The organism is Arthrobacter zhaoxinii (assembly GCF_025244925.1).
Taxonomy (GTDB): domain Bacteria; phylum Actinomycetota; class Actinomycetes; order Actinomycetales; family Micrococcaceae; genus Arthrobacter_B; species Arthrobacter_B zhaoxinii.
Map to the genome: position 1 here is coordinate 1288624 of NZ_CP104275.1, position 26657 is coordinate 1315280.

Consider the following 26657-nt stretch of genomic DNA (forward strand, 5'->3'; position numbering starts at 1 on the left):
GGCACGTCGCTACCAGCGCCAGCTGTATTCCAGCTCCGGCCGGCCCCGGGTGCCGTACCTCGGCGAGCGCAGCACGGACTGCTGGTCCGCCAGATGCTCCAGGTAGCGGCGCGTGGTGATCCGGGACATGGCCAGGGCTTCCGCGGCCTCGGAGGCGGAGAGCGGCGTCCGGGCACGTTTGAGCAGGTCCGCGACGGCTTCCAGGGTCTCCCCGGAAAGGCCCTTGGGCAGCGGGCCGGCGACGGCGGGACGCAGGGCGGCGAACGCACTGTCCACCTCGCTTTGCGTGGTCGACGCTGCCTGCTCGTCTATCCGGCGCCGGTACTCGGCATACGCGGCGAGCTTGGCGCTGAAGGCAGAAAACGTAAACGGCTTGATCAGGTATTGGGCAATGCCTCCGGACATGGCACTGCGGACCACTGCCAGGTCCCGGACCGCGGTAATGGCTATGACATCCACTGGGAGTCCCGCCCCGCGGATCCGGCGCAGCAGGTCCAGGCCGTGCAGGTCCGGCAGGTTCATGTCCAGCAGCACCAGGCCGATCTGCGCTTCGCTGCCGACCGGTGCGGACTCTGCGGTCTTCAGCGCCTCCAGGGCCTCCGCTCCGGTGCGGGCGACGCCGGCCAACCGGAATCCCGGCACCCGGCGGACATACTCCGCGTGGGCCTCGGCGGGAATCTCCTCATCCTCGACCACCAGCACGCCGACGTCGGACCCGGGGGAGTGCCGGGTCACGACGCTGCCTTAGCGAGGGAGCCCGGAACCGGGTCCCCGGGCTGCACGGGGAGCTCTACGCTGAAGCAGGCCCCGGAGCCGCTGAGCACCCGGATGGTGCCGCCCAGCCGGGTTACTGCCTGGCGGACCAGTGCCAATCCGATCCCGCGGCCGGCCAGCACCCGTCCCGCCTGCAGTTCCTTCGTACTGAACCCCTGTTCGAATATCTGTTCGAGTATGTCCGGGTCGACGCCCGGGCCGTCATCCTGCACCTCGATCAGCAGTCCGCCGTCGCCGCTGCCCAGGTGCAGGATCACGGAGTGCTCCGCGGCGTCGAAGGCATTGTCCAGCAGGTTGCCGATGATGGTCACCAGTTCCACCGGGTCCAGGCCTGCTCCGGTGAACCGTTCGGCTGCCGGCTCCACCTCGACGTCCAGGGTGATGCCGCGCTCGCGGGCCTGTGCGGTCTTGCCCATCAGCAGGGCGGTCACCGCAGGTTCCTCCACTGCCGCCAGCACCTCGTCGTTGAGGTGCTGGGACTGCTCCAGATCCGCAGTGGCGAATCGGAGGGCCTCGTCGCTGCGCCCCAGCTCGATCAGTGACGCCAGGGTGTGCACCCGGTTGGCATGTTCATGGGCCTGGGCACTCAGGGCCTCGGCGAGCGTGCGCATGGAGGCGAGCTCTCCGGTCAGGGATTCGACGTCGGTGGAGTCCCGCAGCGTGGTGACGGTACCGAAACGCCGGCCGTGCTGTCCCGCGGAAACCGCGGCGGACTGGTTGACCACCAGGATGCGCTCGCCGGTGAGATGGATTTCCTCCTTGGCATCCCGGCCCGAGCGCAGCAGGGACACGAGCGGTCCGGGAACATCCGGGAGCTCCTGGCCCGAAGCGGACGTGCCTGCCGGCGGCAGGCCGAGCAGTACGGCGGCCTCATCGTTGTAGAGCACCAGCTGCCCCCGGTCATTGAGCAGCAGCAGCCCCTCGCGCACCGAGTGCAGGGCCGAATCGTAAAAGGCGTACATATGCATGAGCTCGGCAGGACCCAGCCCGGCGGTGGCCCGGCGCAGATACCGGCTGAGCAGATAGGACCCCGCGGCACCTGCAGCCAGGGCGGCTGCGTCAATCGCAAACAGTTCCGGCAGCCGTGCGTCACGGGCAATGCCGACGCGGTCCACGGTGATGCCGGCGGCGACGAGCGCGGTGACGGTGCCGGCGTCGTCGTACACCGGAGTGATCGCGCGGACCGAGGGGCCGAGCGTCCCCGTGTACGTCTCCGTGAAACTCTCCCCGGCCAGGGCGGCATCCACGGAACCGATATAGGGCCTGCCGATCTGGTCCGGGTTCCGGTGCGTGAACCGCGTCCGGTCGGTATCCATGATCGTGAGGAAGTCCACCCCGACGCGCTCCATCACCTCGCGGGCGTAGCCCTGCAGCACGGCGGGGTCGGGGGAGTCGACGGCGGTCCGAACCGCGCTTCCGGCGGCCACGGTCTTGGCTACGGCCAGCATCCGTGAACGGGTTTCGTCGTAGGTGTTCTCTTCCGCCTGCTGGTACAGACCCCAGGCGATCCCGCCCGAGACACACAGGATGAAGCCCAGCTGGGCCAGGAACAGCCGGCCGGCTAGGCTGCCTCGGTGCACATTCGGTCCTTTGATTGCGGTTCCTTGCGACGGCGTAAGCGGTGGTGTTGAGAACAGTATGAACACAAGGGTGACTGTGATCACATCATCATCGAAGATGGAAGCCGACCAAACGCATCAAGGAGTACCGCCATGGCAGCTGCCGCTAATCCCTACGACGGTTCACAGAAGAGCCGTAAGCGGGACAGAACACATTTCCTCTACATCGCCGTAATCGCTGCGGTGGTGCTCGGTGCCGTGCTCGGGCTCCTTGCCCCCGAGTTTGCGAAGGGCCTGAAGCCCCTCGGGACGGGGTTCATCAACCTCATCAAGATGATGATTGCCCCCGTCATCTTCTGCACCATTGTCCTAGGCATCGGATCAATCGCCAAAGCAGCCACGGTCGGAAAGGTGGGCGGCCTGGCGCTTGGCTACTTCATCATCATGTCCACCTTCGCCCTGGCCATCGGCCTCGTGGTGGGCAACCTGATCCACCCGGGCGAAGGCCTGGACCTGGAGGCCTCCAGCGGTGCCGCTCCGGCCGCCCCCGAGGAGGGGGAAGGGATGACGGGCTTCCTGCTTAGCATCATCCCCACCACGCTGCTGGCCTCGCTTACCGGTGAGTCCATTCTGCAGACCCTGTTTGTTGCCCTGCTGGTCGGCTTTGCCCTGCAGAAGATGGGCCCCGCCGGCGCACCGGTGCTCAAGGGGATCGGCTACATCCAGGCGCTGGTGTTCCGCATCCTCATGATGATCATGTGGCTGGCTCCCATCGGAGCCTTCGGTGCCATTTCCGCCGTCGTCGGCGAGACCGGCATCCAGGCGATCGTGAGCATGGCCACCCTGATGGTTGCCTTCTACATCACCTGCATCCTCTTCATTGTCGTCATCCTGGGCGGACTGCTGAAGCTGGTCACCGGGTTCAGCATCTTCAAGCTCATGCGCTACCTGGGCCGCGAATACCTGCTGATCTTCTCCACCTCCTCTTCCGAGGTGGCCCTGCCCCGCCTGATCGCGAAGATGGAGCACCTCGGTATTTCCAAGCCCGTCGTCGGCGTGACGGTTCCGACGGGGTACTCCTTCAACCTCGACGGAACAGCCATCTACCTGACCATGGCCGCACTGTTCGTTGCCTCGGCCATGGGCAAGCCGCTGGAACTGGGCGAACAGATCTCCCTGCTGGTCTTTATGATCGTGGCCTCCAAGGGAGCCGCCGGCGTCACCGGCGCCGGCCTGGCCACCCTGGCCGGCGGCCTGCAGTCCCACCGCCCCGACCTGATCGAAGGCGTGGGCCTGATTGTCGGCATCGACCGGTTCATGTCCGAAGCCCGAGCGCTGACCAACTTCACCGGCAACGCCGTCGCCACCGTGCTGATCGGCACCTGGACCAAGGAAATCGACAAGGAACAGGTCAATGCAGTCCTGAACCGCGAGCGTCCCTTCGACGAGGCAAGCATGAACGTCGACGCCGGCACCAATGAACCGCACCAGACGGCGGAGTCCGCTGAACTGGCTGCCACCGTGCCCGGCCCGGCAGGCAGCACCGCAGTTACCGGCGCGTCCGCCGGGACGCAGCACTAACCCGGAGTATCAGAGCCGGCAGCACCGAAGAACGCGTCCCGCCCCGGCTGACCCCGGGGCGGGACGCGTTTCTTTTTGCCGTGCCGCCGCTGCTTCCGGCACGGCAAACTACGGCGAGGATAATGGTGCTCACTTCCCGCTCAACGTAACGGTGGTTTCCGATGACTGCACTTGGCCCGTATCTGCCCCGGGGGACGCTGAACCGAGAAGAGCAGCCCGTCCTCGATGCAGACGGCCTGTTCCTGCGTCCCTGGGCCGCCGCCGATGCCGCGGTGGTGCTGAAGGCGTACAGCGAACCGGGCATCTCGCGCTACAACCGCCGGTCGATGTCGACCGAGGAAGAAGCCGTTGAGTGGACCCGCGGCTGGGGAGTCCGGTGGCAGGAAGAGACCGGGGCCAACTGGGCCGTATGTGCCGGTGACGGGAGAGTCGTGGGGCGGGCGGCGCTAAGCCGCATCAACCTCTACGAAGGTGACGGCGAACTGGGGTACTGGGTGCTTTGGGCGGAACGGGGAAAGTCAGTTGCACCGCGCGCCGTGCAGGCGCTGAAAAACTGGGCGTTCGGGACGGTGGGCCTCAAACGCCTCCAGCTTTCCCATTCGGTCCGCAATGAGGCCTCCTGCCGGGTAGCCCGGAAAACCGGCTTCGACCTGGAGGGAACCAAGCGAAGCGCCCTGCGGCATGCCGACGGCTGGCACGATATGCACCTCCATGCGGTGGTGCGGCCGCAACGTTCGACCTCTACTTGAGCGTCAAGGCTCGCCGGTCGCCGCGGCCCTGATTAGCGGGATGGCCGTTGTGCGGCTGTAACCTTGACGAAGACAGCCCGCAGCACAGCTAGATATGGAAGCGTGGATTTATACGTGAGCAGCGATCAGAGTTCATCAACTCTGCAGGACGCAATCGCAACCGAAACGGTGATGGGCCCTACGGGTCGTCCCCTGACGGTATTCCCCGAGCCTCCCGTTCTCACCTCGCATGGTCCTGCCCGGATCATTGCGATGGTGAACCAGAAGGGCGGGGTCGGTAAGACCACCTCCACCATCAATCTGGGTGCAGCCCTCGCCGAGGCCGGCCGCCGCGTACTGCTGGTCGACTTCGACCCGCAGGGTGCCCTGTCCGCAGGTATGGGCGCCAACCCGCACGAACTCGACCTCACCGTCTACAACGTGCTGATGGACCGCAAGGTGAATATCCGCGACGCGATTCACGAAACCTCCATCGAGAACATCCACCTGCTGCCGGCCAACATCGACCTTTCCGCGGCCGAGGTCCAGCTCGTGAACGAGGTAGCCCGCGAGCAGGTTCTCGAACGTGCCCTGCGCAAGGTTTCGGATGACTACGACGTCATCCTCATCGACTGCCAGCCGTCCCTGGGCCTGCTGACCGTCAACGCCCTCACAGCGGCACACGGTGTGATCATCCCGCTGATCTGCGAGTTCTTCGCCCTCCGTGCGGTGGCCCTGCTGGTGGAGACCATTGAGAAGGTCCAGGACCGGCTCAACCCCGGACTGCAGGTAGACGGTGTCCTGGCCACCATGTATGACGCCCGCACCCTGCACAGCCGCGAGGTCATTTCCCGCCTGGTGGAAGCCTTCGGCGACAAGGTCTTCGAAACGGTCATCAAGCGGACCATCAAGTTCGCAGACGCCACCGTGGCTGCGGAACCGATCACCTCCTACGCCGGCAACCACCCCGGCGCCGATTCCTACCGCCGCCTCGCCAAGGAACTGATTGCCCGCGGCGGCGCGCCCTAAGGGGGCGTCCGCGGAGACGGTGCCCTTGACCGCAGCGCTGCCGGACGCCCGGGAACCGGATCCCCGGGATCCGGACGCCGGGGCATCAGTACCCCGCACCGGATTCGAAGTCCGCCTGACGAACTTCACCGGACCGTTCGACGTCCTGCTGGGCCTGATTTCCAAGCACGAGCTGGACATCACCGAGATTGCCCTCGCGGCCGTCACTGACGAGTTCCTCGGCTACATCCGTGAACTCTTCGGAACCGGGCCCGAGGTGGCGCTCGACGAGGCAAGTGAATTCCTGGTCATCGCCGCAACACTCCTGGACCTCAAGGCCGCACGGCTGCTTCCGGCCGGGGACGTTGAGGACGAGGAAGACGTTGCCCTGCTCGAGGCCCGGGACCTGCTGTTCGCCCGGCTGCTGCAGTACAAGGCGTTCCGGGAGATGGCCGCCCTGTTGGGGGAGCGGCTGTCCGATGAAGCGCAGCGCTTCCCCCGGCAGGTATCCCTGGACCCGCACTTCGCGGCAATGCTCCCGGAACTGATCTGGCGCACCACCCCGGAACAGTTCGCGGACCTTGCTGCCCGTGCGCTGCAGCCGCGCGACGAGCAGCCCCCGGCCGTGGGGCTCGAACACCTGCATGCCCCCAAGACCAGCGTCCGGGAACAGGCACTGATCCTGGCCGAACGCCTGACCGGCGGAGGCGCCGCAACGTTCGCGGCCCTTGTCTCCGACGCCGACGGTCCGGTCGCCGTGGCCCGCTTCCTGGCGCTGCTGGAACTGTTCCGCGACGGGTCCGTCAGTTTCGAGCAGGAAACCCCGCTGGGGGAACTGCTCATCACCTGGACCGGGAATGCGGATCCGGAAACCGGGTTCGCCGGAGTGGATGAATACGAGCCGGAACCCGCCGGCGGCGAAGACCGCCCGGGGAAACACACGAACGTGGAAGGGGACGGTCATGACGGCTGAACCTGCTTTCGATACCGGGAAGGGTGCCGGGGAAGGCATCGATGGAGCAGCTGCACTGCCCGGCGGTGTGAAGGGTGCCGTGGAAGCGGTGCTGATGGTGGTGGACGAACCCGCGGCCCCCGCACTGCTGGCCTCGGTGATCGGCGTGCCGGAGCAGGAAGTGCTCGCTGCCCTCACGGAACTGCAGCAGGAGTATGACGGCTATACTGGGGGTGGACCCGAGGGCGCACCGCGTGGTTTTGAACTCCGCGATGTTGCAGGCGGATGGCGGATTTTTTCCCGCGCTGACTATGCGCCCGTTGTGTCGAAGTTTGTACTGGAAGGCCAGAGTGCCCGGCTGTCGCAGGCCGCACTGGAAACATTGGCGGTCATTGCCTATCGGCAGCCCGTCTCCCGGGCCCGGGTCTCCGCGATCCGGGGAGTCAACGTCGATTCGGTGGTCCGCACGCTGGTGCAGCGTGGTTTCATCGTCGACGCCGGCACGGAACCGGAAACCGGTTCGCTGCTGTACCGGACAACGCCGTACTTCCTGGAACGGCTTGGCCTGGGCAGTCTCGACGAGCTTCCGCAGATTGCACCGCACCTGCCTGGGCTGGAAAACCTGGCCGAATTTGAAGACACTACTTATTAACCGCTACACCCAAAGGACTTACTCATGACCCCAGCACCCCGTTCCGGATCCGGCCGCAATACCCCGCGCGGCGGCGGACGCAGTGCCGGTGGCCCCGCCGGCGGCAAGGGCGTCGGCCGCGGCTCCAAGCCTTCCTCTCCCCGCACCGGCGGACCCCGCTCCGCATCGGGCCTGAAGCCCGGCGAAGACCGCGCGAACGGCTACCGGAGCGTCAGCCCCGAAGCCGCCCGTCCCGAGAAGTTCAAGTCCGACGCCGTGAAGGCCTTCGGCAACAGCACCGGCAAGTCCGGTGGCGCCCGCACCGGTGCACCCAAGACCGGCGCCCCCAAGTCCGGTACCAAGTCCGGTGCCGGCAAGTTCGGCGGCCCCCAGGCAGGCCAGCGCAAGAGCGGTGACCGCGCTTTCCGCGGGGAGCGCTTCGGCCAGAACCTGGGCCCCGTGCGCCGTTCCACCACCCGCCGCCCCGCGGCCCCGGTGATTTCCGAACAGCACAACCCCGAAGGCGTCCGCCTGCAGAAGGTCATGGCCAGTGCCGGCGTCGCCTCACGCCGCGTCTGCGAGGAAATGATTGCCGAAGGCCGCGTCGAAGTTGACGGCCAGGTTGTCACCGAGCTCGGCGTCCGCGTCGACCCGGAGACGGTGGCCATCCATGTGGACGGCATGCGCCTGCAGCTGGACGAAACCCAGAAGTACTACGTGTTCAACAAGCCCCGCGGCGTCATCTCCACCATGGAAGACCCCGAAGGGCGTCCCTGCATCAGCGACTTCCTTAAGTCCACCAGCAAGAACGAGCGTTTGTTCCACGTTGGCCGGCTGGACAACGAAACCGAGGGCCTGCTGCTGCTGACCAACGACGGCGAGCTGACCAACCGGCTGACGCACCCCTCCTACGAAGTGCCCAAAACCTACCTGGTGCAGGTCCGCGGACCGATGAACCACGGTGTGGGCGCACAGATGCGGGAAGGCATTGAGCTGGAAGACGGCTTCCAGAAGGTTGATTCCTTCAAACTCGTCGACTCCACCCCGGGCCACCTCCTGGTCGAGGTAGTCCTGCACTCGGGCCGCAACCGCATTGTCCGCCGGCTGTTCGACGCCGTCGGGCACCCGGTGGAGCGCCTCGTCCGCACGAAGATCGGCCCGATCAGCCTGGGTGACCAGCGCCAGGGCAGCATCCGCGTCCTCGGCCGCGGCGAGGTCGGACACCTGCTCGCCTCAGTAGGACTGTAGCGAATGGCCGCTGCCGCTGACGGGGGCACTCACCTGTCCGGATCCGTGCTGATTATTGGCACGGGACTCTTGGGCACTAGTATCGGCCTCGGGCTTTCGGCCCGGGGTGCCGATGTGGTGCTCTCGGACCTGTCTCCCTCGACAGAGGCCGTGGCCCGTGACATCGGCGCCGGACGGTTGCTCAGTACCGCAGGTGAAGGCTTCGAGCCGGCGCTCGTGGTTGTTGCCGCTCCGCCGGACGTCACCGCGCCCCTGGCTGCGGCAGCGCTGAAGGACTGGCCGGCCGCCGTCGTCGTCGATATTGCCAGCGTCAAGTCCGCCGTCCTGGCTGACCTGCGGGAGCGCGACGCCGACCTCAGCCGCTACGTGGGCACGCACCCGATGGCGGGCCGGGAGAAATCCGGGCCGGTGGCTGCGCGGGCGGAACTGTTCAACGGCATGCCCTGGGTCATCTGCCCGCCGGAGGAAGCGGCCCCGGACGCCGTGCGCTGCGCCGAGGCTCTCGCCTTCGACCTGGGCGCCGTGGTGTCCCGGATGTCCGCCGAGGAGCACGACGCATCCGTGGCGCTGACCTCGCACCTGCCGCAGGTCATGGCCTCCCTGGTGGCCAGCCGGCTACAGGAAACCCCGCCGCAGTCGCTCGCCCTGTCCGGCAACGGCCTCCGCGACGTGACCCGGATTGCCGCCAGTGACCCGAATCTCTGGGTGCAGATCCTCAGCGGAAACGCCGGCCGGCTGGTGCCGATCCTGCACGGGGTCCGCGAGGACCTGAACCGGCTGATCCGCACGCTCGAGGATCCGGTGGCGGACGGTGCGCGTCTGGACATGGCGCAGCTGATTGCCGAAGGCAACGCGGGGCAGGCCCGGATTCCGGGCAAGCACGGCGGGCCGGCGCAGACCTTTGTGTCCTTCACCGTGCTGGTGGATGACACCCCGGGCCAGATTGGCCGGCTGCTCACCGAGATCGGTGAGATCGGCGTGAACCTGGAAGACCTGCGCCTGGAGCATGCCTCCGGACGCCAGGTGGGACGGGCGGAAATCTCCGTCCTGCCCGGCCGGGTGAATGACCTTGTTTCTGAATTAAGCGCCCGCGGGTGGAAGGTAGTGCAGTGAGTTCAAATGTAAATCCGGCCCAGTTCCGGTTGGGGAAGCCGCTGGTGGTGGCCATTGACGGACCGTCGGGTTCGGGCAAATCCAGCATCAGCCGGGAAGTAGCCCGCCGCCTGCATGCTGCGTACCTCGACACCGGAGCCATGTACCGCGCTGTCACGCTCTCCTGCATGGAGGCCGGCATTGACCTGACGGACTCCGTGGCCGTCGAAGCCGCGGCGGAAAACGCCGACATTGCCCTGAGCCTGTCTCCGGACGAGGAATGGGTCCGGGTCTCCGGACGCGACGTCACCGACGCCATCCGCGAACCGGTCGTGTCCTCTTCGGTCAGCGCCGTCGCCACAACGCTAGGTGCCCGTGCAGAGCTGGTCCGCCGCCAGCAGCAGCTGATCCGGGACTCCGGTCTGCGGATTGTTGCCGAAGGCCGGGACATCACCACCGTGGTGGCCCCGCATGCCGAGGTCCGGATCCTGCTTACTGCCAGCGAGGAAGCACGGCTTCGCCGCCGCGGCATCCAGCTGGGCGGCACGCAGACCGCCGCGGCGCTGAAGGAACAGGTCCTCGTCCGCGACGCCAAGGACTCCACCGTGGTGGATTTCCAGCAGGCAGCCGACGGCGTCGTCACCATCGATTCCTCCGATCTGGACTTCGAAGAGACCGTTTCCGCGGTACTGGAAGTGGTTTTCACCAGCACCCACTAACTCCCTGCCGGGAACCCGGCACCAACTACGGGCACCCGCCCGTGTTTCAATGGGAGGAGGACATCCGGCGGAAACGCCGCAGCGATCCTCCCTCACACTTACCGGGCTGAACGTCCGGCGACGGCCTGTACGCAGTGCTGCAGACCTCAACGGAAAGAAAGCAATTCAATGAACGGAAAACCTCTCAACGACGACACCGCCGGTGACGGGACCTCCACGGACGAGTACATCCCGTCCGGAGAAGACTCCATCGACGAGCGCCTGGCGGCACTGGACGACGACGAGGCCGATATACGCGCCCGCTCCCTCCGCGCCGGTCTCGACGACTATGAGCTTGATGAAGAAGACGCCGCGCTGCTCGCCGGCGGCTTCGAAGAATACGACGAAGACGCACCCCTGCGCCAGGATCCCGTGGTCGCCATCGTTGGCCGCCCGAACGTGGGCAAGTCCACCCTGGTGAACCGTATCCTCGGCCGCCGCGAGGCCGTCGTCGAGGATACCCCCGGCGTGACCCGTGACCGGGTGTCCTACCCGGCAACCTGGAACGGCGTGAACTTCACGCTGGTGGACACCGGCGGCTGGGAGCACGACGCCCGCGGCATCCACGCCCGTGTGGCAGACCAGGCCGAAATCGCCGTCGACCACGCCGACGCCGTCATGCTGGTGGTCGACGCCACCGTCGGCATCACCGCCACTGACGAGGCCGTGGTGCGGATGCTGCGCGGCAAGGGCAAGCCCGTCGTCGTCGTCGCCAACAAGGTGGACGACATCCAGAACGAAGCCGACGCCTCCTCCCTCTGGGGCCTGGGCTTCGGCGAGCCGTACCCGGTGTCGGCGCTGCACGGCCGCGGTACCGGTGACATGCTCGACGCCGTCCTCGACGTGCTGCCCGAGTACTCCGCCTACGGTGGCCTGGACCGCTCCGGCGGCCCGCGCCGCATCGCCCTGATCGGCCGCCCGAACGTGGGCAAGTCCTCGCTGCTGAACAAGCTGGCCGGTTCCGAGCGCGTGGTCGTGGACGACACGGCCGGCACCACCCGCGACCCGGTGGACGAAATGATCGAACTTGGCGGCCGCACCTGGCGCTTCGTCGACACCGCCGGTATCCGCCGCCGCCAGCACATGGCCCAGGGTGCCGACTTCTACGCGTCACTGCGTACCCAGGCCGCCCTGGAGAAGGCCGAGGTCGCCGTCGTGCTCCTCGCCGTGGACGAGGTCCTCAGCGAGCAGGACGTCCGCATCCTGCAGCTGGCCATCGAATCCGGCCGCGCACTGGTCCTCGCCTTCAACAAGTGGGACCTGCTCGACGACGAACGCCGCCGCTACCTGAAGATCGAGATCGAGCGCGACCTGGCCCACGTTGAATGGGCCCCGCACGTGAACATCTCGGCCAAGACCGGCTGGCACAAGGACCGTCTGGTTCCTGCTCTGGATACCGCCCTGGAGAACTGGGACAAGCGCATCCCCACCGGCAAGCTCAACGCCTTCCTGGGCGAGCTTGTGGCAGCCCACCCGCACCCCGTGCGCGGCGGCAAGCAGCCCCGCATCCTCTTCGGCACGCAGGCTTCCTCGCGTCCGCCGAAGTTCGTGCTGTTCACCACCGGCTTCCTGGATCCCGGCTACCGCCGCTTCATCACCCGCCGGCTTCGTGAAACCTTCGGCTTCGAGGGCACGCCCATCGAGGTCAGCATGCGTGTGCGCGAGAAGCGCGGCAAGAACAGCAAGCGCTAAGTCTTTTGGCCTCGTGAACCCCGGTTCCGTTCTCCCAGTCGGGGGAGCGGGGCCGGGGTTTCTTCGTTCGCCCGGCCCCGGGCCGCGGAATCCGGTGCTCACCGCGCGGTAGATCGGTCACGCTGTGCCCGCCCGCAACGTCCGATGCGACGGAACGGTCGGTTGTGGTGTAAGGTATTTGAGGTGGTTCAGCCGGAGAGATTCCGGAAGAACTGCGGGTTGTGGCGCAGCTTGGTAGCGCACCTGACTGGGGGTCAGGGGGTCGCAGGTTCAAATCCTGTCAACCCGACGGTAAGCCTGATGAAACGGAAGTTTCATCAGGCTTTTGTCGTTTAAGCGGGTGCCGGGCTGAGCCTGCCGCAGAGCCCGGCCGATGCTCTAGTCACCACCCTCAAGGAAGCCGCCGTCGAGGACCCAGTTGTAGCGCAGCCGGAGTGCGCGCTCGGTGCTGGCTGCCAGCGTTGCCAGCAGCAGCACCAAGTTCGCCGATGCCGGAAGTTGGAACGGGCTGGAGAACGTGCCGATGTTCTCCGCGATGGGCGGGAGCTGCATGATCTGCTCAATGATCTGCGGAACGCCGAGCACGAGCGCGACCACGAGTACGCTGGCCGATACGATGCCAACGGCACGGCTCAGCGCCGGATTGGTCCGTTCCAGTCGGGCGCGCAGTCCTTCGGCCGAGGCAGGATCAGGTAGAAGCTGTCGCTCGGACCCGTCGGGCGTCACATAGTGGCAGCGTCTGAGCCCGTAGATGGTGACCTCGACCTCGATGGCGCCACCCGGCACTGCGAACACCGCGGGAAGTTTCGATTGGGCCTGGTTGATCCCGTTGCGGTAGAGCTGCGCGCGCACTTCGCCGTCCGAATCACCCCCGGGCCGGACCTCTACGGACCAGATCTCCGGTGCACCGTCCTCGCCGGTGAGCTGCAGATGAAAGAGGGAACGCGAGAACAGCTGCCACCATCGATAGCGCGGAAGCGTATGGCCGTCCCCGGGTTCCAGCGTCTCTTTGGGTGTCACTTGTTCCTCCCGGAATGGCTTCTTCGGAGCTGCCTTGCCGGCGCGGCTACGTTCCGCCGATGGATCTTCGATCCGGCCTTTCATGTGACTCAGACTCCGACGACGAAGGTGAGGGCGGCCCAGAACGAGACGGTGGCCACTGTCGTCCATATGACGATTGCCACACCTTGCCAGAGCAGCACCCAGCCACGGGAGGTTCCGCTGGCGATGAGGATCACGGAGGTGAACTGGGTCGGGATCGCGAGGGGACCGAGGATGCTTGCGCCGGGGACGCCGAAGCGGACGAGCCACTTCATGAAGCGCTGGCGCCCCTTGGATACGGGCTTGGCCGGCGCCGTCTCCTCGAACGCAGCGGACCCCTGGTAACCCAGGGAGGCCGGGACACGCTCGGCGCTGCGAGTAGCCGCGACGCGGCCCCTGTTGTGGTTGGTGACCGCAGTGCGGGCCCGGGAGGTGAAGAGCACCACGAAAACCACGCTCAGGAAATTGCCGACTGCGGCCGCGATACCGGCAACGATAGGGTGGAGGCCGCCGAGGATGCCGATCATGGAGGCTCCTTCGGTCTCGATGAACGGAACCGCCCCGGCGAGCATCACGATGAAGGGCCGGATGATCTCGGGCACTTGGGCCGCCAGATCCTGGAAGCTAATGATCAGTTCCTGAATGGGGTTCATGGTTCGGCGCTTCTTTCTTATGTCTAATGCGGGTCGTGGATTCGTGCGATTCTCGAAACGGTCCAGCACAAACCGTGTTCCCAGGTCTGGGCTGGGCCGTACTGCTTCGTCTGCATCGGAGTCCTCAGATTCGCACCGGCGGCGGCGCCTTCGCGTCGGTGGATACCCCTGCCTTTCCGCCGGTTTCCACCTAGCCGCTTGGGCCGGAGCGACTTCGATTGCGTAGGCGAACATTGCCTAATAAGGTGCCGTCATGCTCTGAAGGGAGTGACACTGATGGACTTCCTGGGCCGGTCCGCGGAGCGCGCGACGGTCGACAACCTCCTCTCGCAGGCACGGGCCGGGCTGAGCGGGGCAGTCATCGTGCGAGGGGAAGCGGGTATCGGAAAGACGGCGCTGCTCGAGTACGCCCGCGGCAGGGCTGATGCCTCGGGGTTCCGAGTAGTGTCCTCGGTCGGGGTGGAGTGCGAAACGCAGTTCGCTTTTGCGGGCCTGCATCAGTTGTGCGCACCCCTGCTGGACCGCATGGGTGCCCTGCCCGAGCCGCAGCAGGCCGCTCTGGGCGTGGCGTTCGGGCAGCAAAGCGGTGCAGTGCCGGATCGGTTCCTGATCGGACTGGCCACCCTCAACCTGCTGGCCGAGGCCGCTGAGGAAGGGCCCCTTCTGTGCCTCGTTGACGATGCGCAGTGGCTGGACGAGGCGTCGGCTCAGGTCCTCACCTTTGTGGCACGCCGGGTCGCCGCGGAGCCGATGGCGCTGGTGTTCGCCCTGCGGGATCCCACCGAGCGCGATGTGCGCGGGTTCGACGGCATACCCGTCGTACGCTTGGGCGGGATCGACGAGGCGGACGCACGGGAGCTGCTGGCAGCAGCCGACTACGTACCCCTGGACGACGGGATGCGCGAGCACGTCGTCGCGGAGGCGCACGGGAACCCTCTCGCGCTGCTGGAGCTGGCCCGAAGCGCGCCGGCGGCATGGGTGGCCGGCGGGTTTGAGCCGGTGCCGGGCATCACACACCGCATCGAGGACACCTTTCGGCGACGCGCGGACAGCCTGCCGGCACCTACTCAACTATTGCTGCTGGTTGCCGCGGCCGATCCTACCGGGGAGGTGGCGCTGCTGTGGCGCGCGGCCGCGCACCTGGGGATCGCCGGCGAGTCTGCCGCGCCTGCAGAGGCCGCCGGACTCCTGGAGATTGATACACGGGTGAGGTTCCGCCATCCGCTGGTGCGTTCAGCTGTGCTTCGGTCCGCCGCCCCGCTGGAGCGTCGCCGTGCACACGACGCGCTGGCCACTGCTATCGATCCGGACGTCGACCCCGACCGCCACGCCTGGCACCGGGCCCAGGCCGTGCTGGGCACGGACGAGGACGCCGCCGCTGGGCTGGTGCGCTCAGCAGGCCGGGCGCGCGCCCGCGGCGGGCTGGCCGCCGCGGCGGCGTTCATGGGGCATGCGGCCAGACTGACCCCTGACCCTGCCACCCGCGCGAGCCGGGCGCTGGAGGCCGCGCAGGACAAGCACGAGGCTGGTGCAGACGCCTCGGAGCTGCTGACGGTCGCTTCGGCCGGGCCGCTCGACACCCTGCAGCAGGCTCGGCTCGAGCTGTTGCGCGCCCGGATCGCGTTCCACCTCGCGCGCGACGCCGACGGGCCGAGGATGCTGCTGGAAGCCGCTAAGAGCCTGGCCCCGCTGGACCCGGTGCTGTCCCGTGAGACGTATCTGCGCGCGCTCGAAGCGGCGATCGTCACCGGTGACTTCCGCCGCGGCCGCGGCATACCGGAAGTGACCGAAGCCGCCCTGGCGGCGCCCGCCGCGACGGGGTCTCCGCGGCCTGCGGATCTGCTGCTCGACGGGCTTGTGACGACCTTCACGCAGGGATATTCGGCCGGGGTGCCGGGGCTGCGGCGGGCGCTGGCGGCCTTCGGAGGCCAGGAGCCGGATGGTGATGCGCTGAGCGTCGCCGACACCTGCCGCTGGGGGTGGCTCGCCAGCCGAACCGCAATGTCGGTGTTCGACGACGAGATGCTCCACGCGGTGTCCATCCGTCATGTCCGTCTGACCCATGAGACCGGCGCGCTTGCCGCACTCCCGGACGCACTTCTGGGCCAATCCGTCATACAAGTGCTCTCGGGTGAGTTCGACCGCGCCGCCGAGCACGCAGCGATCGCAGCCGCGACCGAGGCTGTGCCCTTGCTGCACGCGCAGCTCCTCCTGTCTGCCTGGCGCGGCCGTCCAGACGAGACCGCCGGGATGCGCGCGAGCATTGTCCGCAAGGCTGCCGAACAGACGCACAGCACCGAGGATGCCCTGACACAGTACGCCATGGCGGTGCTGCATAACGGTCTGGGCGACTACTCCGCAGCTCATGCCGCGGCGGCACGGGCCATCGACACCGAAGCGGTGAGGTTCAACAACCTGGCCCACTCTGAACTCGTCGAAGCGGCGTGCCGTTCCGGCCGGCCGGAGAGTGCGGCCGATGCGCTGGAGCAACTCACTTCACGCGCCCTCGCCAGCGGTACGCCGTGGGGGCTCGGTCTGGCGGCGCATTCACGGGCTTTGACCTCTACGGGGACAGCCGCTGAGGAACACTTCCGCGAGGCGATCGAGCAACTCAACCGCTGCCGGATAACCACCCATCTCGCCCGAACGCACCTCGTCTACGGCGAGTGGCTCCGCCGCGAGGGCCGCCGCCAGGACGCCCGCGAACAGCTCCGCACCGCGCACGGGATGCTGTTGGACATGGGCGCCGAGGCGTTCGCCGCCCGCGCCGCCCGCGAACTTCGCGCCACCGGCGAGCACCCCCGCAAGCGAAGCGCCCAGCCGGCCGACTCCCTCACCGCCCACGAGATGCACATCGCCCGGCTGGTGGCCACCGGTGCAACCTCCCGCGAAGTCGCCACGGAACTCTTTCTCAGCCCACGGACGATTGATGCCCACCTCCGCAATATTTTCCGCAAAATGGGCGTCACCTCGCGCCGTCAGCTCCGCGAGCTGTCCCTTTCCTGAGGCCCGCGGGCGGGACGGTCGAGGCCTCGCCACTAGAGCGTGCCGACGTCGTCGGCAACCGCCCCCATCCGCCCCTCGAACTGGTGCCCGCCGGACGTATGCCGGCGGACTTGCGCCTGCGGCAACCGAGCCGCGTGCCGGTCCAAGTGGCCGATGGGCACCACCTCGTCGTCGACGCAATGGTGGAGCCAGACCGGGAAGCCGGTTGGCAGCGTGGCGTCCGCAGGCAGCGTGTACTCCGCCTGCCAACCCTCCGACCCCCAGAAAGGCATTGCCAGGAGGACAAATCCCAGCGGCGGGGTGCCCTGAAATTCATCGGCGAGGTGAAGCAGGGCCATCGACGCCCCGAAGGAATGCCCCACGATGACCAGGTCAGGGGCGAGGGTGTTCCGATGCCGTTCGATTTCGCTGCGCCAGCCCGCGGCCGACATGTCCGCGTCGGGGAAACGGGGTGCCGTCACGGGCAGGCCGAGGCGGGTGCGCAGTTCTTCGGCAAGGGGCAGGTCGTCCTGGTAACCGCCGGCTCCGTGGACGAAGAGGATCTCCATGCGTTCTCCCGGGATTTCATTGCCGTGCCGGGTTTGCGTCGCCTGTTGTTCCAGCCAGCTTGGCGGTCTGCGAACTCAGAGGTCAAGGGGGCAGTCTCGGATGACTCCGGGGCCGAGCCCTGCTAGCCTCATCCGTCCGGGCGTCCGGGCGTCCGCCATCCAGGTTCCATCGACGAAGGAGCGGGTTCATGACTGCGCGGCCGGCAGAAACGGTGCGCTCCCCAACCTCACCTGCGGTGTGAGCGTTGACTAGGGCAAAGCCTCGGCGCCGTGCTGCTCTGACCGCTGCCGCTCTCCTTACAACACTGATGGGGTGTACGGCAGCGGATGAGCAGCCAGGCCCTCCGGCCGCTACCGATATCCCCGGAGACGCCGCCTCCAATGCCCCGGAAGTCCTCGTCACCGGCCTCGACGCACCCTGGTCCATCGCCTTCCACGAGGGCACCCCGCTGGTCACCGAACGCGACTCCGCACGCGTCCTGGAGCTCGACGCCGACGGCAATGTCCGGGAGGCCGGCACCATCGAGGACGCCGGCGGCAGGGGAGAGGGCGGGCTGCTCGGGATCGCCGTGCAGAGCGGCTATCTGTACACGTACTTCACTGCGGACGGCGGGAACCGGATCGAGCGCCGCCGGATCACCGGTGCGCCCGGCTCACTCGCACTGGAGGACCCCGAAACCATCCTCGACGGCATCCCCGCCGGGCCGGTCCACAACGGCGGGCGCATCGCGTTCGGCCCCGACGGCTTGCTCTACGCCACGGCGGGCGACGCCGGCAGCCGGGACAGCGCCCAGGACCGGGACTCGCTCTCCGGTAAGATCCTGCGGATGAACCCGGACGGCGGTGTCCCGGAGGACAACCCGTTCCCGGGAACGCTTGTCTACAGCTACGGGCACCGCAATCCGCAGGGCATCGCCTGGGACAGCGACGGAGTCCTCTATGCGAGCGAGTTCGGGCAGAACACCTGGGATGAACTGAACGTGATCGAGGCCGGAGGGAACTACGGCTGGCCGGAGGTGGAGGGCATCGCCGGGGACAACGGATTCATTGACCCCGTGCAGCAGTGGACCCCCGGGGAAGCGAGTCCCAGCGGCATCGCCGTCGCGGGGACCTCCCTGTACATCGCCAACCTGCGAGGAGAACGGCTGCGGGAGGTCCCGCTGGACAATCCCGGTACCTCCACCGAGCAGCTGGCCGGCGCATACGGCCGGCTCCGCGACGTCGTCAACGCTCCGGACGGCAGCGTCTGGATCCTGACCAACAACACCGACGGCCGCGGCCGGCCGGGGCAGGACGACGACCGGATTCTCCGATTGGCCACGGATTAGGCGAGGCTTCTCCGCATCAGCCACCGGGTCTTCCCGCCGGACTTCGACGCCGTCTCCACCACGCGCTCGAAACCGGCCGCCTCGAACAATCCGGTAGTACCGACGTACGCGAGCGAGGAACTGATCCGCCCGCCCCCGGCGTCGATCGGATAGGCCTCCAGCGCCGGCGCTCCGGAGGACCGGGCATAGTCGACGGCGCCGTCGAGCAGATGCCGGGCCAGCCCCTGCCGGCGGAACTGCGGCCGGATAACCAGGCAGACCACGCTCCACACCGGCACGTCGTCGACGGCAGGGATGGTCCGTGAGGACCGCAGCCGGTGGTGGCTGGCTCGAGGGCTTACCGAACACCAGCCTGCGGCCTCACCGTCAACGTACGCGACGACGCCGGGCGGGGTGCCCTCCTCGGCGTACCGTCGCAGCCGGCCCTGCTGTTCGGAACCCGGCAGGGTTCGGAACTCCGACGTCGGGAGGCGGTAACTGAGGCACCAGCAGGCCTGCGCGCCGGGGTTCCTGGGTGCCAGGACCGCGGCGACATCGTCGAACCGGTCCGCGGTGGCGGGGTGGACCTCGATCATTTCGCAGTTCCTTTGAGTTGGGCACTCGATACGCTTTCGCCTCGAATTCCTCGTACCGTAACCTGCCGGCCGGAGCAACGGAAGCAGACCCACCCAGCAGCGGTGCCCGGCCCATCGGCACACGGCAGCGAACCGGCCGCAGGCAGCCACGTCCCGGCGAATTACGGCCTCAGCGAATGAAAGCAGGAAAGCAGTACTTGTAAACCAGTGCCGCGCCGGGCCGGTTACGGGTAGGCTGATACAGCATGTAAGGCAGAAACAGTCATCGGAACCGGGTCAGCCAGTCATTTTTGGCTGATCAGTTTTCTTTTTTGGGGAGGAAATTGCACATGGCGGGCGAGAAGTACAGCGCCGAACGGGCGGGCAGCCGACAGGCACCCGGCGCGGAGGACACCACATCCATCAGTCTTCCCCCGATGTCGGATTCCACTTCGGTCGAGCCCAAGCTGACCCCGGACGAGAGGGCCGCCGTTGCGGCTCTTCCTGCGCGGTCGGCCCTGCTGATCGCCCACAGCGGTCCCAATGCCGGTGCACGCTTCCTCCTGGACCAGGACATCACCACCGCCGGCCGGCACCCCAACGCCGACGTTTTCCTTGACGACGTCACGGTTTCGCGCAAGCACGTTGAGTTCCGCCGCACCCCGGAGGGTTTCCGGGTGGTGGATTCCATGAGCCTGAACGGCACGTACGTGAACCATGACCGGGTCGACAGCGTGCTGCTGCGCACCGGCAGCGAAGTGCAGATCGGCAAGTTCCGACTCACTTTTTACGCTGCCCGCCCCGCATCCGCCGGAAACTAGGCTCAGGCCCCGGCGTCGGGCAGATAAGGTAGTAAACATGTCAGCATCACAGCCCGTCAGGCGCACCACCGGAACCGAACGGCTGCGCGGCAGGGTGCTGAATATCGGCGAGGTCCTGAGCGAGCTAAGCGCAGAGTTCCCCGCCATCAGCGCATCCAAGATCCGTTTCCTCGAGGAAAAGGGCCTGGTGACGCCGCAGCGCACCGCCGCCGGGTACCGGAAATACACTTCGGCCGACGTCGAGCGCCTGCGGTTCGTGCTCGCACTGCAGCGGGACCAGTACCTGCCCCTGAAGGTCATCAAGGACTACCTGGATGCCATCGACCGGGGCGAGCGGCCGGAATCCCTGCCCGGGGGCATGTCCCTCGCGCCCCGGGCCGTGTCGGACCAGCTGGCCGGGGAGCTGTCCGCCCGCGCCCACGCCCGGACCCTGACCTTCAACGAACTCGTGCAGGAATCCGGAGCGAGCACCGAACTGGTGCACAGCCTGGCCAGCTACGGCCTGATCAGCGGCGCGGATGAAAACTATGACGAGCATGCACTGAAAGTGGCCAAGGCCTGCGTGCAGCTCGAAGCCCACGGCATCGAACCCCGGCACCTGCGTCCTTTCCGTGCCGCTGCGGACCGGGAGCTTGGCCTCGTGGAACGGGTGGTTGCACCCGTCGCCTCCCGCCGCGACGTTGCCTCCAAGGCGCGTGCCGCCGAGACCGCCCGCGAGATCAGCGACCTTTGCCTGAGTCTGCATAGTGCCTTGGTGCACGGCCAGATCGCGCGGATGGAGGGCTGAGATGCAGGAAGTGGAAGTTGTCGGTGTACGGATAGAACTCCCGTCCAACCAGCCGCTGGTCCTGCTCAAGGAAGTCAACGGCGAACGGCACCTGCCCATCTGGATCGGGGCGCCGGAAGCCAGTGCAATCGCCTTCGTGCAGCAGGGGATTGTTCCCCCGCGGCCCATGACCCATGACCTGCTCGTGAACCTGATCCATGCCCTGAAGCGTGAAGTCACCTTCGTCCGGCTGATCTCCGTGGAAGACACGGTGTTCCACGCGGAGATTGTCTTCGAAGACGGCACCGCGGTGAATTCGCGGGCCTCCGACGCGATCGCCGTTGCCCTGCGGATCCCGTGCCCTATCTACTGCGCGGACGAGGTCCTCAACGAAGCCGGCGTCCGGATTGCCGATGCCGAGCCCGAAGGCGAAGAAGAGCAGGACAACGCAGAGCAGGAGATGCGCCAGTTCCGGGAGTTCCTGGCCGACGTCGAGCCCGAAGACTTCGAGCGCTGACCGCCCCTTCGGCCGGAGCCTGCCGACACGCTGGCGAAAAAGTTCCCGGCGTCTTTGACCTTGGTGCCCGTCGGTTCTAACGTCGAAGAATAGAGTTCCCATTGCACCGGGGGAGTTCTCGGGGCACACTGAAGAAACCCTGACAGCTCCGGCCAGTGCCGACCCCCACGGGAACCGTTACTAGGAGGCACACGTGAGTCCGAAAGGCGATGCCGGCGAACACGCCGTGGCACCGGGGAGCATCCCTTCCCGGAGCGCCCAGGGCTTGCTGTTCACCGAGGATCTGCCTCTTCTCGACGAAGACGCAGGCTACCGGGGACCCACTGCCTGCAAGGCAGCCGGAATTACCTACCGACAACTGGATTACTGGGCACGCACGGGCCTGGTGGAACCCGCCGTACGCGGTGCAGCCGGCTCCGGCACGCAGCGCCTCTACGGGTTCCGCGACATCCTGGTTTTGAAAGTCGTCAAGCGGCTGCTGGATACCGGCGTATCGCTCCAGCAGATCCGTACCGCCGTTGAGCACCTGCGTGAACGCGGTGTGGAGGACCTGGCCCAGATCACCCTGATGAGCGACGGCGCCAGCGTCTACGAGTGCACGTCCGCCGATGAGGTCATTGATCTGGTCCAGGGCGGCCAGGGGGTTTTCGGCATTGCCGTGGGCCGGGTCTGGCGAGAGGTTGAGGGCAGCCTCGCGCAGCTGCCCAGTGAGCACGTCAACGAGCACGACTTTCCCGGCGACGAGCTGAGCCAGCGCCGTATCGCCCGGAAAATCAGTTAAGGCACACAGCTCAGTTAAGGCACACAGCTCGGACCCGCGTATGCCGGTCAACCTATAAAGGAAGGGCATCCCCGCGGGGATGCCCTTCCTTTATAGGTATATTGTGCCCTTCGCCGGACCCTAGGCGACCGGACGTCGCATGACCCGGTTGCGTACGCTGCCGGAATCCGTCAGGTTCTTCATCAACGCGTCAAAGGTCGCTGCTGCCTGCTTGGCAGACTCGCCCGGCCAGTGGTGCACCGAGTGGGCGGCACCCTGGATCTGCTGCCAGTTGGCCTGCTCCGCGATGGTGGGACTGAGCAGCAGGTCGCCGAACATCTGCTTCATTTCGGCAAGCCGGAAGACATGTTCGTTGGAACTGGGACGGACCCGGTTGGCGATAATCCCGGCGGCGCCCAGATTGGGGGCGAATTCCGCCCGGAACAGTTCGAGGGCACGCATCGTGCGTTCGGTGCCGGCCACGGAGAACAGCGCCGGCTCGGCTACCAGCAGCACGCGGTTGCTGGCGGTCCAGGCCATCCGGGTGAGGCCGTTCAGCGACGGCGGGCAGTCAATGAGGACCAGTCCGTACCCGGACAGCCGGGACAGCAGGGTGGTCAGGCGCCGCACGTCGCGTTTACCCACGTCCGGGCGGTCATAGATGCCGGAATACGCGGACCCCATGGCAACGTCCAGCACGGGGGAATCCTTCCCGAGTCGGCGGGCGTTCGCCACCCAGCCGCTGGGCACTACATTGTCCGAGAGCTGTGCCCGACGGGAAGTCCGGAGCATTTCGCCGATTGCCAGCTGGTTCCCGGGGCTCACGCCCAGTCCGGTGGTGGCATCGGCATGCGGGTCCAGGTCCACGACGAGCGTTGGAATGCCCGCGGCCAGCGCGGCGGATGCCAGACCCAGGGTCACGGAGGTTTTGCCCACGCCGCCCTTCAGGCTGCTGATGCTCACTACTTGCACTTGTTGAACCAAAACCTATCGTGTCTAGGGATCACTGGACGGCTGCAGACTCATTCTATGTGACGGACAACCGTTACCTTGGCAGCAGGCTTTTGCAGGGGTGGCGCTTAGACTGGTGCCGTGTGATGTTCAACACGGCAGCTTCGGACTCCGTCCGCCGGCGAGGTCCGGCCCGGGTGTTTCCGCTGACGTCGTGGCTAAAATCCGTAAAAGGCGCATCTGTCCGGGTGCCCCGTCCGTCATCGACGCAGGAGATTCATGTTCTCGAAGATATTGGTCGCGAACCGAGGCGAAATTGCTATTCGTGCTTTCCGTGCCGCCTATGAACTGGGCGCTAAGACCGTGGCCGTGTTTCCCCATGAGGACCGCAATTCCATCCACCGCCAGAAAGCCGATGAAGCGTATCTGATCGGGGAAGAGGGACATCCGGTCCGGGCGTACCTGGACGTGGACGAAATTGTCCGGGTGGCCAAGGAATCCGGCTGCGACGCCATCTACCCGGGCTACGGCTTCCTGTCCGAAAACGCGCACCTGGCCCGGGCGGCCGCCGACGCCGGCATCACCTTCGTGGGCCCGCCCGCCGACATCCTGGAGCTGGCCGGCCACAAGGTCCACGCCCTGAACGCCGCCCGGAAGGCCGGCATCCCGGTGCTGCGCTCCACCGAGCCCAGCGACAACGTGGAAAAGCTGCTCAGCGAGGCAGCGGACATCGGCTTCCCCATCTTCGTCAAGGCCGTGGCCGGCGGCGGCGGCCGGGGCATGCGGCGGGTCGACACGGCGGACAAGCTGCCCGAGGCGCTGCAGGCAGCCATGCGCGAGGCCGAGGCGGCCTTCGGCGATGCCACGGTGTTCCTGGAGCAGGCGGTCCTGCGTCCCCGGCACATCGAAGTGCAGATCCTGGCCGATGCTGACGGCAACATCGTGCACCTGTTCGAGCGCGACTGCTCGCTGCAGCGCCGCCACCAGAAAGTGGTGGAGATAGCCCCGGCCCCCAACCTGGATGAGAACATCCGCCAGGCCCTGTACCGGGACGCGGTCAAGTTCGCCAAGGCCCTGGGCTACGTCAACGCCGGAACGGTGGAGTTCCTCGTGGACACCGTCGGAGAACGCGCCGGACAGCACGTCTTCATCGAAATGAACCCCCGCGTCCAGGTGGAGCACACGGTCACCGAGGAAATCACCGACGTCGACATTGTCCAGTCCCAGCTCCGGATCGCGGCCGGGGAAACGCTGGCGGACCTGGGCCTGCAGCAGGATGAACTGCAGATCCGCGGTGCCGCCCTCCAGTGCCGCATCACCACCGAGGATCCGAGCAACGGGTTCCGGCCCGACGTCGGCCGCATCACCGCTTACCGTTCCGCCGGCGGTGCGGGTGTGCGGCTCGACGGCGGCACCGTCTACGCAGGCGCCGAGATCAGCCCGCACTTCGACTCGATGCTCGTGAAGCTGACCTGCAGGGGCCGCACCTATCCCATCGCCGTCAACCGGGCCCGCCGGGCGCTGGCCGAGTTCCGCATCCGCGGCGTCGCCACCAACATCGCCTTCCTGCAGGCCGTCCTGGATGATCCGGACTTCGTGGCCGGAGACGTAGCCACCTCCTTCATCGAGGAACGACCCGAACTGCTCAATGCCCGCGGCTCAGCCGACCGCGGCACCAAGCTGCTCAACTGGCTCGCCGACGTTACGGTCAACAAGCCGTACGGCGACCCTGTTGCGCACATCAACCCGGCGGAGAAGCTGCCCGGCGGCCTGCCCGAAGCCGTGCCGGGCTCACGGCAGCGGCTCCTGGAACTGGGCCCCGAGGGTTTCGCGGCGGACCTGCGGCAGCGGACCGCCCTGGCCGTCACGGACACCACCTTCCGTGATGCCCACCAGTCGCTGCTGGCCACCAGGGTCCGGACCCGGGACCTGGTCGCGGCGGCACCTGCGGTGTCCGCCCTGACCCCGGAACTGCTGTCCGTGGAAGCCTGGGGCGGTGCCACCTACGACGTCGCCCTGCGTTTCCTGGGCGAAGATCCCTGGGAACGGCTCGCCTCCCTGCGGCACCAGCTGCCCAACATCTGCATCCAGATGCTGCTCCGCGGACGGAACACGGTTGGTTACACGCCGTATCCCACCGAAGTCACCGAAGCGTTCGTCGAGGAAGCCGCCGCCACCGGTGTGGACATCTTCCGCATTTTCGACGCCCTGAACGATGTGTCGCAGATGGAGCCCGCCATCCGGGCCGTCCGCAAGACGGGCACCGCCGTCGCCGAGGTGGCGCTTTGCTACACCGGCGACATGCTGAACCCTAATGAGGACCTCTACACGCTGGACTACTACCTGGACCTGGCGCAGAAGATGGTGGACGCCGGCGCCCACATCCTGGCCATCAAGGACATGGCCGGGCTGCTGCGCCCCGCCGCGGCCGCCAAACTGGTCGCGGCGCTGCGGGAGCGTTTCGAGCTGCCCGTCCACCTCCACACGCACGACACCGCAGGCGGCCAGCTGGCCACCCTGCTCGCGGCTTCGGAGGCGGGAGTCGACGCTGTGGACGTCGCCAGTGCCCCGTTGGCCGGCACCACCAGCCAGCCGTCCATGTCCTCCCTGGTCGCGGCGCTGACCAACACCGAGCGGGACACCGGGATCAGCCTGGATGCCGTGGGTGCCCTCGAGCCGTACTGGGAGGCCGTGCGGCGCGTGTACGCTCCCTTCGAATCCGGGCTTGCGGGTCCGACCGGACGCGTGTACCGCCACGAAATCCCCGGCGGCCAGCTCTCCAACCTGCGCCAGCAGGCGATTGCCCTGGGGCTGGGGGAGCGCTTCGAAGCCATCGAAGACATGTACACCGCCGCCGACCGGATCCTGGGCCGCCTGGTCAAGGTCACGCCGTCGTCCAAGGTTGTCGGTGACCTCGCGCTTCAGCTGGTGGGTTCCAACGTCTCCCCGGAGGACTTCGAGGAGAACCCGCAGAACTACGACATCCCGGATTCGGTCATCGGCTTCCTCAGCGGCGAACTCGGAGACCCGCCCGGAGGCTGGCCCGAACCCTTCCGGACCAAGGCCCTGCAGGGACGCGAAATCAAGCCCCGCCACGTCGACCTGACGGAGGTGGACAAGGCAGGCCTGCACGCAGACTCCGCCACCCGGCAGGAAACCCTGAACCGCCTGCTCTTCGCAGGCCCGGCCAAGGAGTTCGCCACTGTCCGGGAAACCTACGGAGACGTCTCTGTCCTCGAAACCCGCGACTACCTTTACGGGCTGCGCCGCGGCGAAGAGCACGTCATCGAACTGGAAAAGGGTGTGCGCCTGATCGCGGCACTGGACGCAGTGTCCGAACCGGATGAAAAGGGCATGCGCACGGTCATGACGACCCTGAACGGGCAGATGCGGCCCGTCTCGGTCCGGGACCGCAGCATTGAAAGCACTACCAAGACGGCGGAACGGGCCGATCCGGCCGAACCCGGGCACGTTGCGGCTCCGTTCGCCGGTGCTGTAACGGTCACGGCCAAGGAAGGGGCAGAGGTTGCCGCCGGCGAGACCGTGGCGACCATCGAAGCCATGAAGATGGAGGCCTCCATTACGGCCCCGGTCGCCGGCACGGTGGAACGGGTCGCCATCTCCCGGGTGGAACAGGTCCAGGGCGGAGACCTGCTCCTGGTCATTGCTCCGAAGTGAACCCCGAGTGG

Annotated in this window: 23 protein-coding genes and 1 tRNA gene; 17 read left to right on the plus strand and 7 right to left on the minus strand. The window is 67.0% G+C overall.

Features of this window, described 5'->3' with window-relative positions; genetic code table 11:
• Positions 1-9: 9 nt before the first annotated feature.
• Positions 10-735: a response regulator gene (locus N2K95_RS06005; RefSeq protein ID WP_260653331.1), complete on the minus strand. Its 726-nt coding sequence runs from the start codon at positions 733-735 to the stop codon at positions 10-12.
• The gene (locus N2K95_RS06010) at positions 732-2354 is read right to left on the minus strand and encodes a sensor histidine kinase (protein WP_260653332.1); all 1623 of its coding nucleotides are present in this window, start codon (positions 2352-2354) and stop codon (positions 732-734) included. The genes N2K95_RS06005 and N2K95_RS06010 overlap by 4 nt, the downstream gene beginning before the upstream one ends.
• 132 nt (positions 2355-2486) lie before the next feature.
• Here N2K95_RS06010 and N2K95_RS06015 point away from each other — a divergent pair, with 132 nt between their 5' ends.
• The 10 genes from N2K95_RS06015 to N2K95_RS06060 all read left to right on the plus strand — a co-directional run bounded on the left by N2K95_RS06015 (position 2487) and on the right by N2K95_RS06060 (position 12312).
• Positions 2487-3914 (plus strand): cation:dicarboxylate symporter family transporter, encoded by a 1428-nt coding sequence (locus tag N2K95_RS06015; protein ID WP_260653333.1) that lies wholly within the window; start codon positions 2487-2489, stop codon positions 3912-3914.
• Between the two features lie 161 nt (positions 3915-4075).
• Positions 4076-4663 (plus strand): GNAT family N-acetyltransferase, encoded by a 588-nt coding sequence (locus N2K95_RS06020; protein ID WP_260653334.1) that lies wholly within the window; start codon positions 4076-4078, stop codon positions 4661-4663.
• 114 nt (positions 4664-4777) lie between these two features.
• Positions 4778-5671, plus strand: a complete 894-nt coding sequence (locus tag N2K95_RS06025) for a ParA family protein (RefSeq protein ID WP_255792783.1) — start codon at positions 4778-4780, stop codon at positions 5669-5671.
• A 25-nt stretch (positions 5672-5696) separates the two neighbouring features.
• Positions 5697-6623 carry a segregation and condensation protein A gene (locus N2K95_RS06030; protein WP_260653335.1) on the plus strand — a complete coding sequence of 309 codons (927 nt, stop codon included), beginning with the start codon at positions 5697-5699 and terminating at the stop codon, positions 6621-6623.
• Positions 6613-7254, plus strand: a complete 642-nt coding sequence (gene scpB, locus N2K95_RS06035) for an SMC-Scp complex subunit ScpB (protein WP_260653336.1) — start codon at positions 6613-6615, stop codon at positions 7252-7254. The genes N2K95_RS06030 and scpB overlap by 11 nt, the downstream gene beginning before the upstream one ends.
• Positions 7255-7278: 24 nt before the next feature.
• Positions 7279-8481 (plus strand): pseudouridine synthase, encoded by a 1203-nt coding sequence (locus tag N2K95_RS06040; protein ID WP_255792779.1) that lies wholly within the window; start codon positions 7279-7281, stop codon positions 8479-8481.
• Positions 8482-8484: 3 nt separating this feature from the next.
• Positions 8485-9594: a prephenate dehydrogenase gene (locus N2K95_RS06045; RefSeq protein ID WP_260653337.1), complete on the plus strand. Its 1110-nt coding sequence runs from the start codon at positions 8485-8487 to the stop codon at positions 9592-9594.
• On the plus strand, positions 9591-10292 hold the full coding sequence (gene cmk, locus N2K95_RS06050; protein ID WP_255792777.1) for a (d)CMP kinase: 702 nt from the start codon (positions 9591-9593) through the stop codon (positions 10290-10292). The genes N2K95_RS06045 and cmk overlap by 4 nt, the downstream gene beginning before the upstream one ends.
• Before the next feature lie 168 nt (positions 10293-10460).
• Entirely contained in the window at positions 10461-12023 is a 1563-nt protein-coding gene (gene der, locus N2K95_RS06055; protein ID WP_255792776.1) for a ribosome biogenesis GTPase Der, read from the plus strand.
• Between the two features lie 215 nt (positions 12024-12238).
• Positions 12239-12312: transfer RNA gene (locus tag N2K95_RS06060), tRNA-Pro, on the plus strand.
• Positions 12313-12401: 89 nt separating this feature from the next.
• Here N2K95_RS06060 and N2K95_RS06065 read toward each other — a convergent pair.
• Together N2K95_RS06065 and N2K95_RS06070 are read right to left on the minus strand one after the other, a co-directional pair.
• Complete coding sequence (locus tag N2K95_RS06065; RefSeq protein ID WP_260653338.1) at positions 12402-13043, minus strand: hypothetical protein; 642 nt, start codon at positions 13041-13043, stop codon at positions 12402-12404.
• A gap of 89 nt (positions 13044-13132) precedes the next feature.
• The gene (locus N2K95_RS06070) at positions 13133-13717 is read right to left on the minus strand and encodes a small multidrug efflux protein (protein WP_260653339.1); all 585 of its coding nucleotides are present in this window, start codon (positions 13715-13717) and stop codon (positions 13133-13135) included.
• Positions 13718-13993: 276 nt separating this feature from the next.
• Between N2K95_RS06070 and N2K95_RS06075 the strand changes: the two genes are divergently transcribed.
• Positions 13994-16723 (plus strand): AAA family ATPase, encoded by a 2730-nt coding sequence (locus tag N2K95_RS06075; RefSeq protein WP_260653340.1) that lies wholly within the window; start codon positions 13994-13996, stop codon positions 16721-16723.
• Between the two features lie 32 nt (positions 16724-16755).
• On the opposite strand, the gene N2K95_RS06080 is transcribed toward N2K95_RS06075, so the two are convergent.
• On the minus strand, positions 16756-17271 hold the full coding sequence (locus tag N2K95_RS06080) for an alpha/beta fold hydrolase (RefSeq protein ID WP_260653341.1): 516 nt from the start codon (positions 17269-17271) through the stop codon (positions 16756-16758).
• Between the two features lie 308 nt (positions 17272-17579).
• On the opposite strand from N2K95_RS06080, the gene N2K95_RS06085 reads away from it, so the two are divergent.
• Positions 17580-18599: a PQQ-dependent sugar dehydrogenase gene (locus N2K95_RS06085; protein WP_260653342.1), complete on the plus strand. Its 1020-nt coding sequence runs from the start codon at positions 17580-17582 to the stop codon at positions 18597-18599.
• Here the strand turns inward: N2K95_RS06085 and N2K95_RS06090 are convergent.
• Positions 18596-19174, minus strand: a complete 579-nt coding sequence (locus tag N2K95_RS06090; protein WP_260653343.1) for a GNAT family N-acetyltransferase — start codon at positions 19172-19174, stop codon at positions 18596-18598. The two genes, N2K95_RS06085 and N2K95_RS06090, sit on opposite strands and share 4 nt — an antisense overlap.
• A gap of 329 nt (positions 19175-19503) precedes the next feature.
• On the opposite strand from N2K95_RS06090, the gene N2K95_RS06095 reads away from it, so the two are divergent.
• The 4 genes from N2K95_RS06095 (at position 19504) to N2K95_RS06110 (ending at position 22038) form a co-directional block, all read left to right on the plus strand.
• Complete coding sequence (locus N2K95_RS06095) at positions 19504-19974, plus strand: FHA domain-containing protein (RefSeq protein ID WP_255792767.1); 471 nt, start codon at positions 19504-19506, stop codon at positions 19972-19974.
• Positions 19975-20011: 37 nt separating this feature from the next.
• Positions 20012-20761, plus strand: a complete 750-nt coding sequence (gene ftsR, locus N2K95_RS06100) for a transcriptional regulator FtsR (RefSeq protein ID WP_255792766.1) — start codon at positions 20012-20014, stop codon at positions 20759-20761.
• Position 20762: 1 nt separating this feature from the next.
• Positions 20763-21257 (plus strand): bifunctional nuclease family protein, encoded by a 495-nt coding sequence (locus N2K95_RS06105; RefSeq protein WP_255792765.1) that lies wholly within the window; start codon positions 20763-20765, stop codon positions 21255-21257.
• A 193-nt stretch (positions 21258-21450) separates the two neighbouring features.
• On the plus strand, positions 21451-22038 hold the full coding sequence (locus N2K95_RS06110) for a MerR family transcriptional regulator (protein ID WP_308206313.1): 588 nt from the start codon (positions 21451-21453) through the stop codon (positions 22036-22038).
• 120 nt (positions 22039-22158) lie between these two features.
• On the opposite strand, the gene N2K95_RS06115 is transcribed toward N2K95_RS06110, so the two are convergent.
• Positions 22159-22989, minus strand: coding sequence for a ParA family protein (locus N2K95_RS06115; protein ID WP_260653344.1), 831 nt, complete (start codon positions 22987-22989; stop codon positions 22159-22161).
• Positions 22990-23247: 258 nt separating this feature from the next.
• Between N2K95_RS06115 and N2K95_RS06120 the strand changes: the two genes are divergently transcribed.
• The gene (locus N2K95_RS06120) at positions 23248-26646 is read left to right on the plus strand and encodes a pyruvate carboxylase (RefSeq protein WP_260653345.1); all 3399 of its coding nucleotides are present in this window, start codon (positions 23248-23250) and stop codon (positions 26644-26646) included.
• Positions 26647-26657 lie beyond the last annotated feature (11 nt).

Bases quoted from the DNA above. Each gene is read 5' to 3' on its own strand.
- scpB (WP_260653336.1), top strand. From the start codon at position 6,613: ATGACGGCTGAACCTGCTTTCGATACCGGGAAGGGTGCCGGGGAAGGC.
- N2K95_RS06080 (WP_260653341.1), bottom strand. From the start codon at position 17,271: ATGGAGATCCTCTTCGTCCACGGAGCCGGCGGTTACCAGGACGACCTG.
- N2K95_RS06090 (WP_260653343.1), bottom strand. From the start codon at position 19,174: ATGATCGAGGTCCACCCCGCCACCGCGGACCGGTTCGACGATGTCGCC.
- der (WP_255792776.1), top strand. From the start codon at position 10,461: ATGAACGGAAAACCTCTCAACGACGACACCGCCGGTGACGGGACCTCC.
- N2K95_RS06040 (WP_255792779.1), top strand. From the start codon at position 7,279: ATGACCCCAGCACCCCGTTCCGGATCCGGCCGCAATACCCCGCGCGGC.
- N2K95_RS06095 (WP_255792767.1), top strand. From the start codon at position 19,504: ATGGCGGGCGAGAAGTACAGCGCCGAACGGGCGGGCAGCCGACAGGCA.
- N2K95_RS06120 (WP_260653345.1), top strand. From the start codon at position 23,248: ATGTTCTCGAAGATATTGGTCGCGAACCGAGGCGAAATTGCTATTCGT.
- N2K95_RS06020 (WP_260653334.1), top strand. From the start codon at position 4,076: ATGACTGCACTTGGCCCGTATCTGCCCCGGGGGACGCTGAACCGAGAA.
- N2K95_RS06085 (WP_260653342.1), top strand. From the start codon at position 17,580: ATGGGGTGTACGGCAGCGGATGAGCAGCCAGGCCCTCCGGCCGCTACC.
- N2K95_RS06070 (WP_260653339.1), bottom strand. From the start codon at position 13,717: ATGAACCCCATTCAGGAACTGATCATTAGCTTCCAGGATCTGGCGGCC.
- N2K95_RS06045 (WP_260653337.1), top strand. From the start codon at position 8,485: ATGGCCGCTGCCGCTGACGGGGGCACTCACCTGTCCGGATCCGTGCTG.
- N2K95_RS06075 (WP_260653340.1), top strand. From the start codon at position 13,994: ATGGACTTCCTGGGCCGGTCCGCGGAGCGCGCGACGGTCGACAACCTC.
- N2K95_RS06015 (WP_260653333.1), top strand. From the start codon at position 2,487: ATGGCAGCTGCCGCTAATCCCTACGACGGTTCACAGAAGAGCCGTAAG.
- N2K95_RS06105 (WP_255792765.1), top strand. From the start codon at position 20,763: ATGCAGGAAGTGGAAGTTGTCGGTGTACGGATAGAACTCCCGTCCAAC.
- ftsR (WP_255792766.1), top strand. From the start codon at position 20,012: ATGTCAGCATCACAGCCCGTCAGGCGCACCACCGGAACCGAACGGCTG.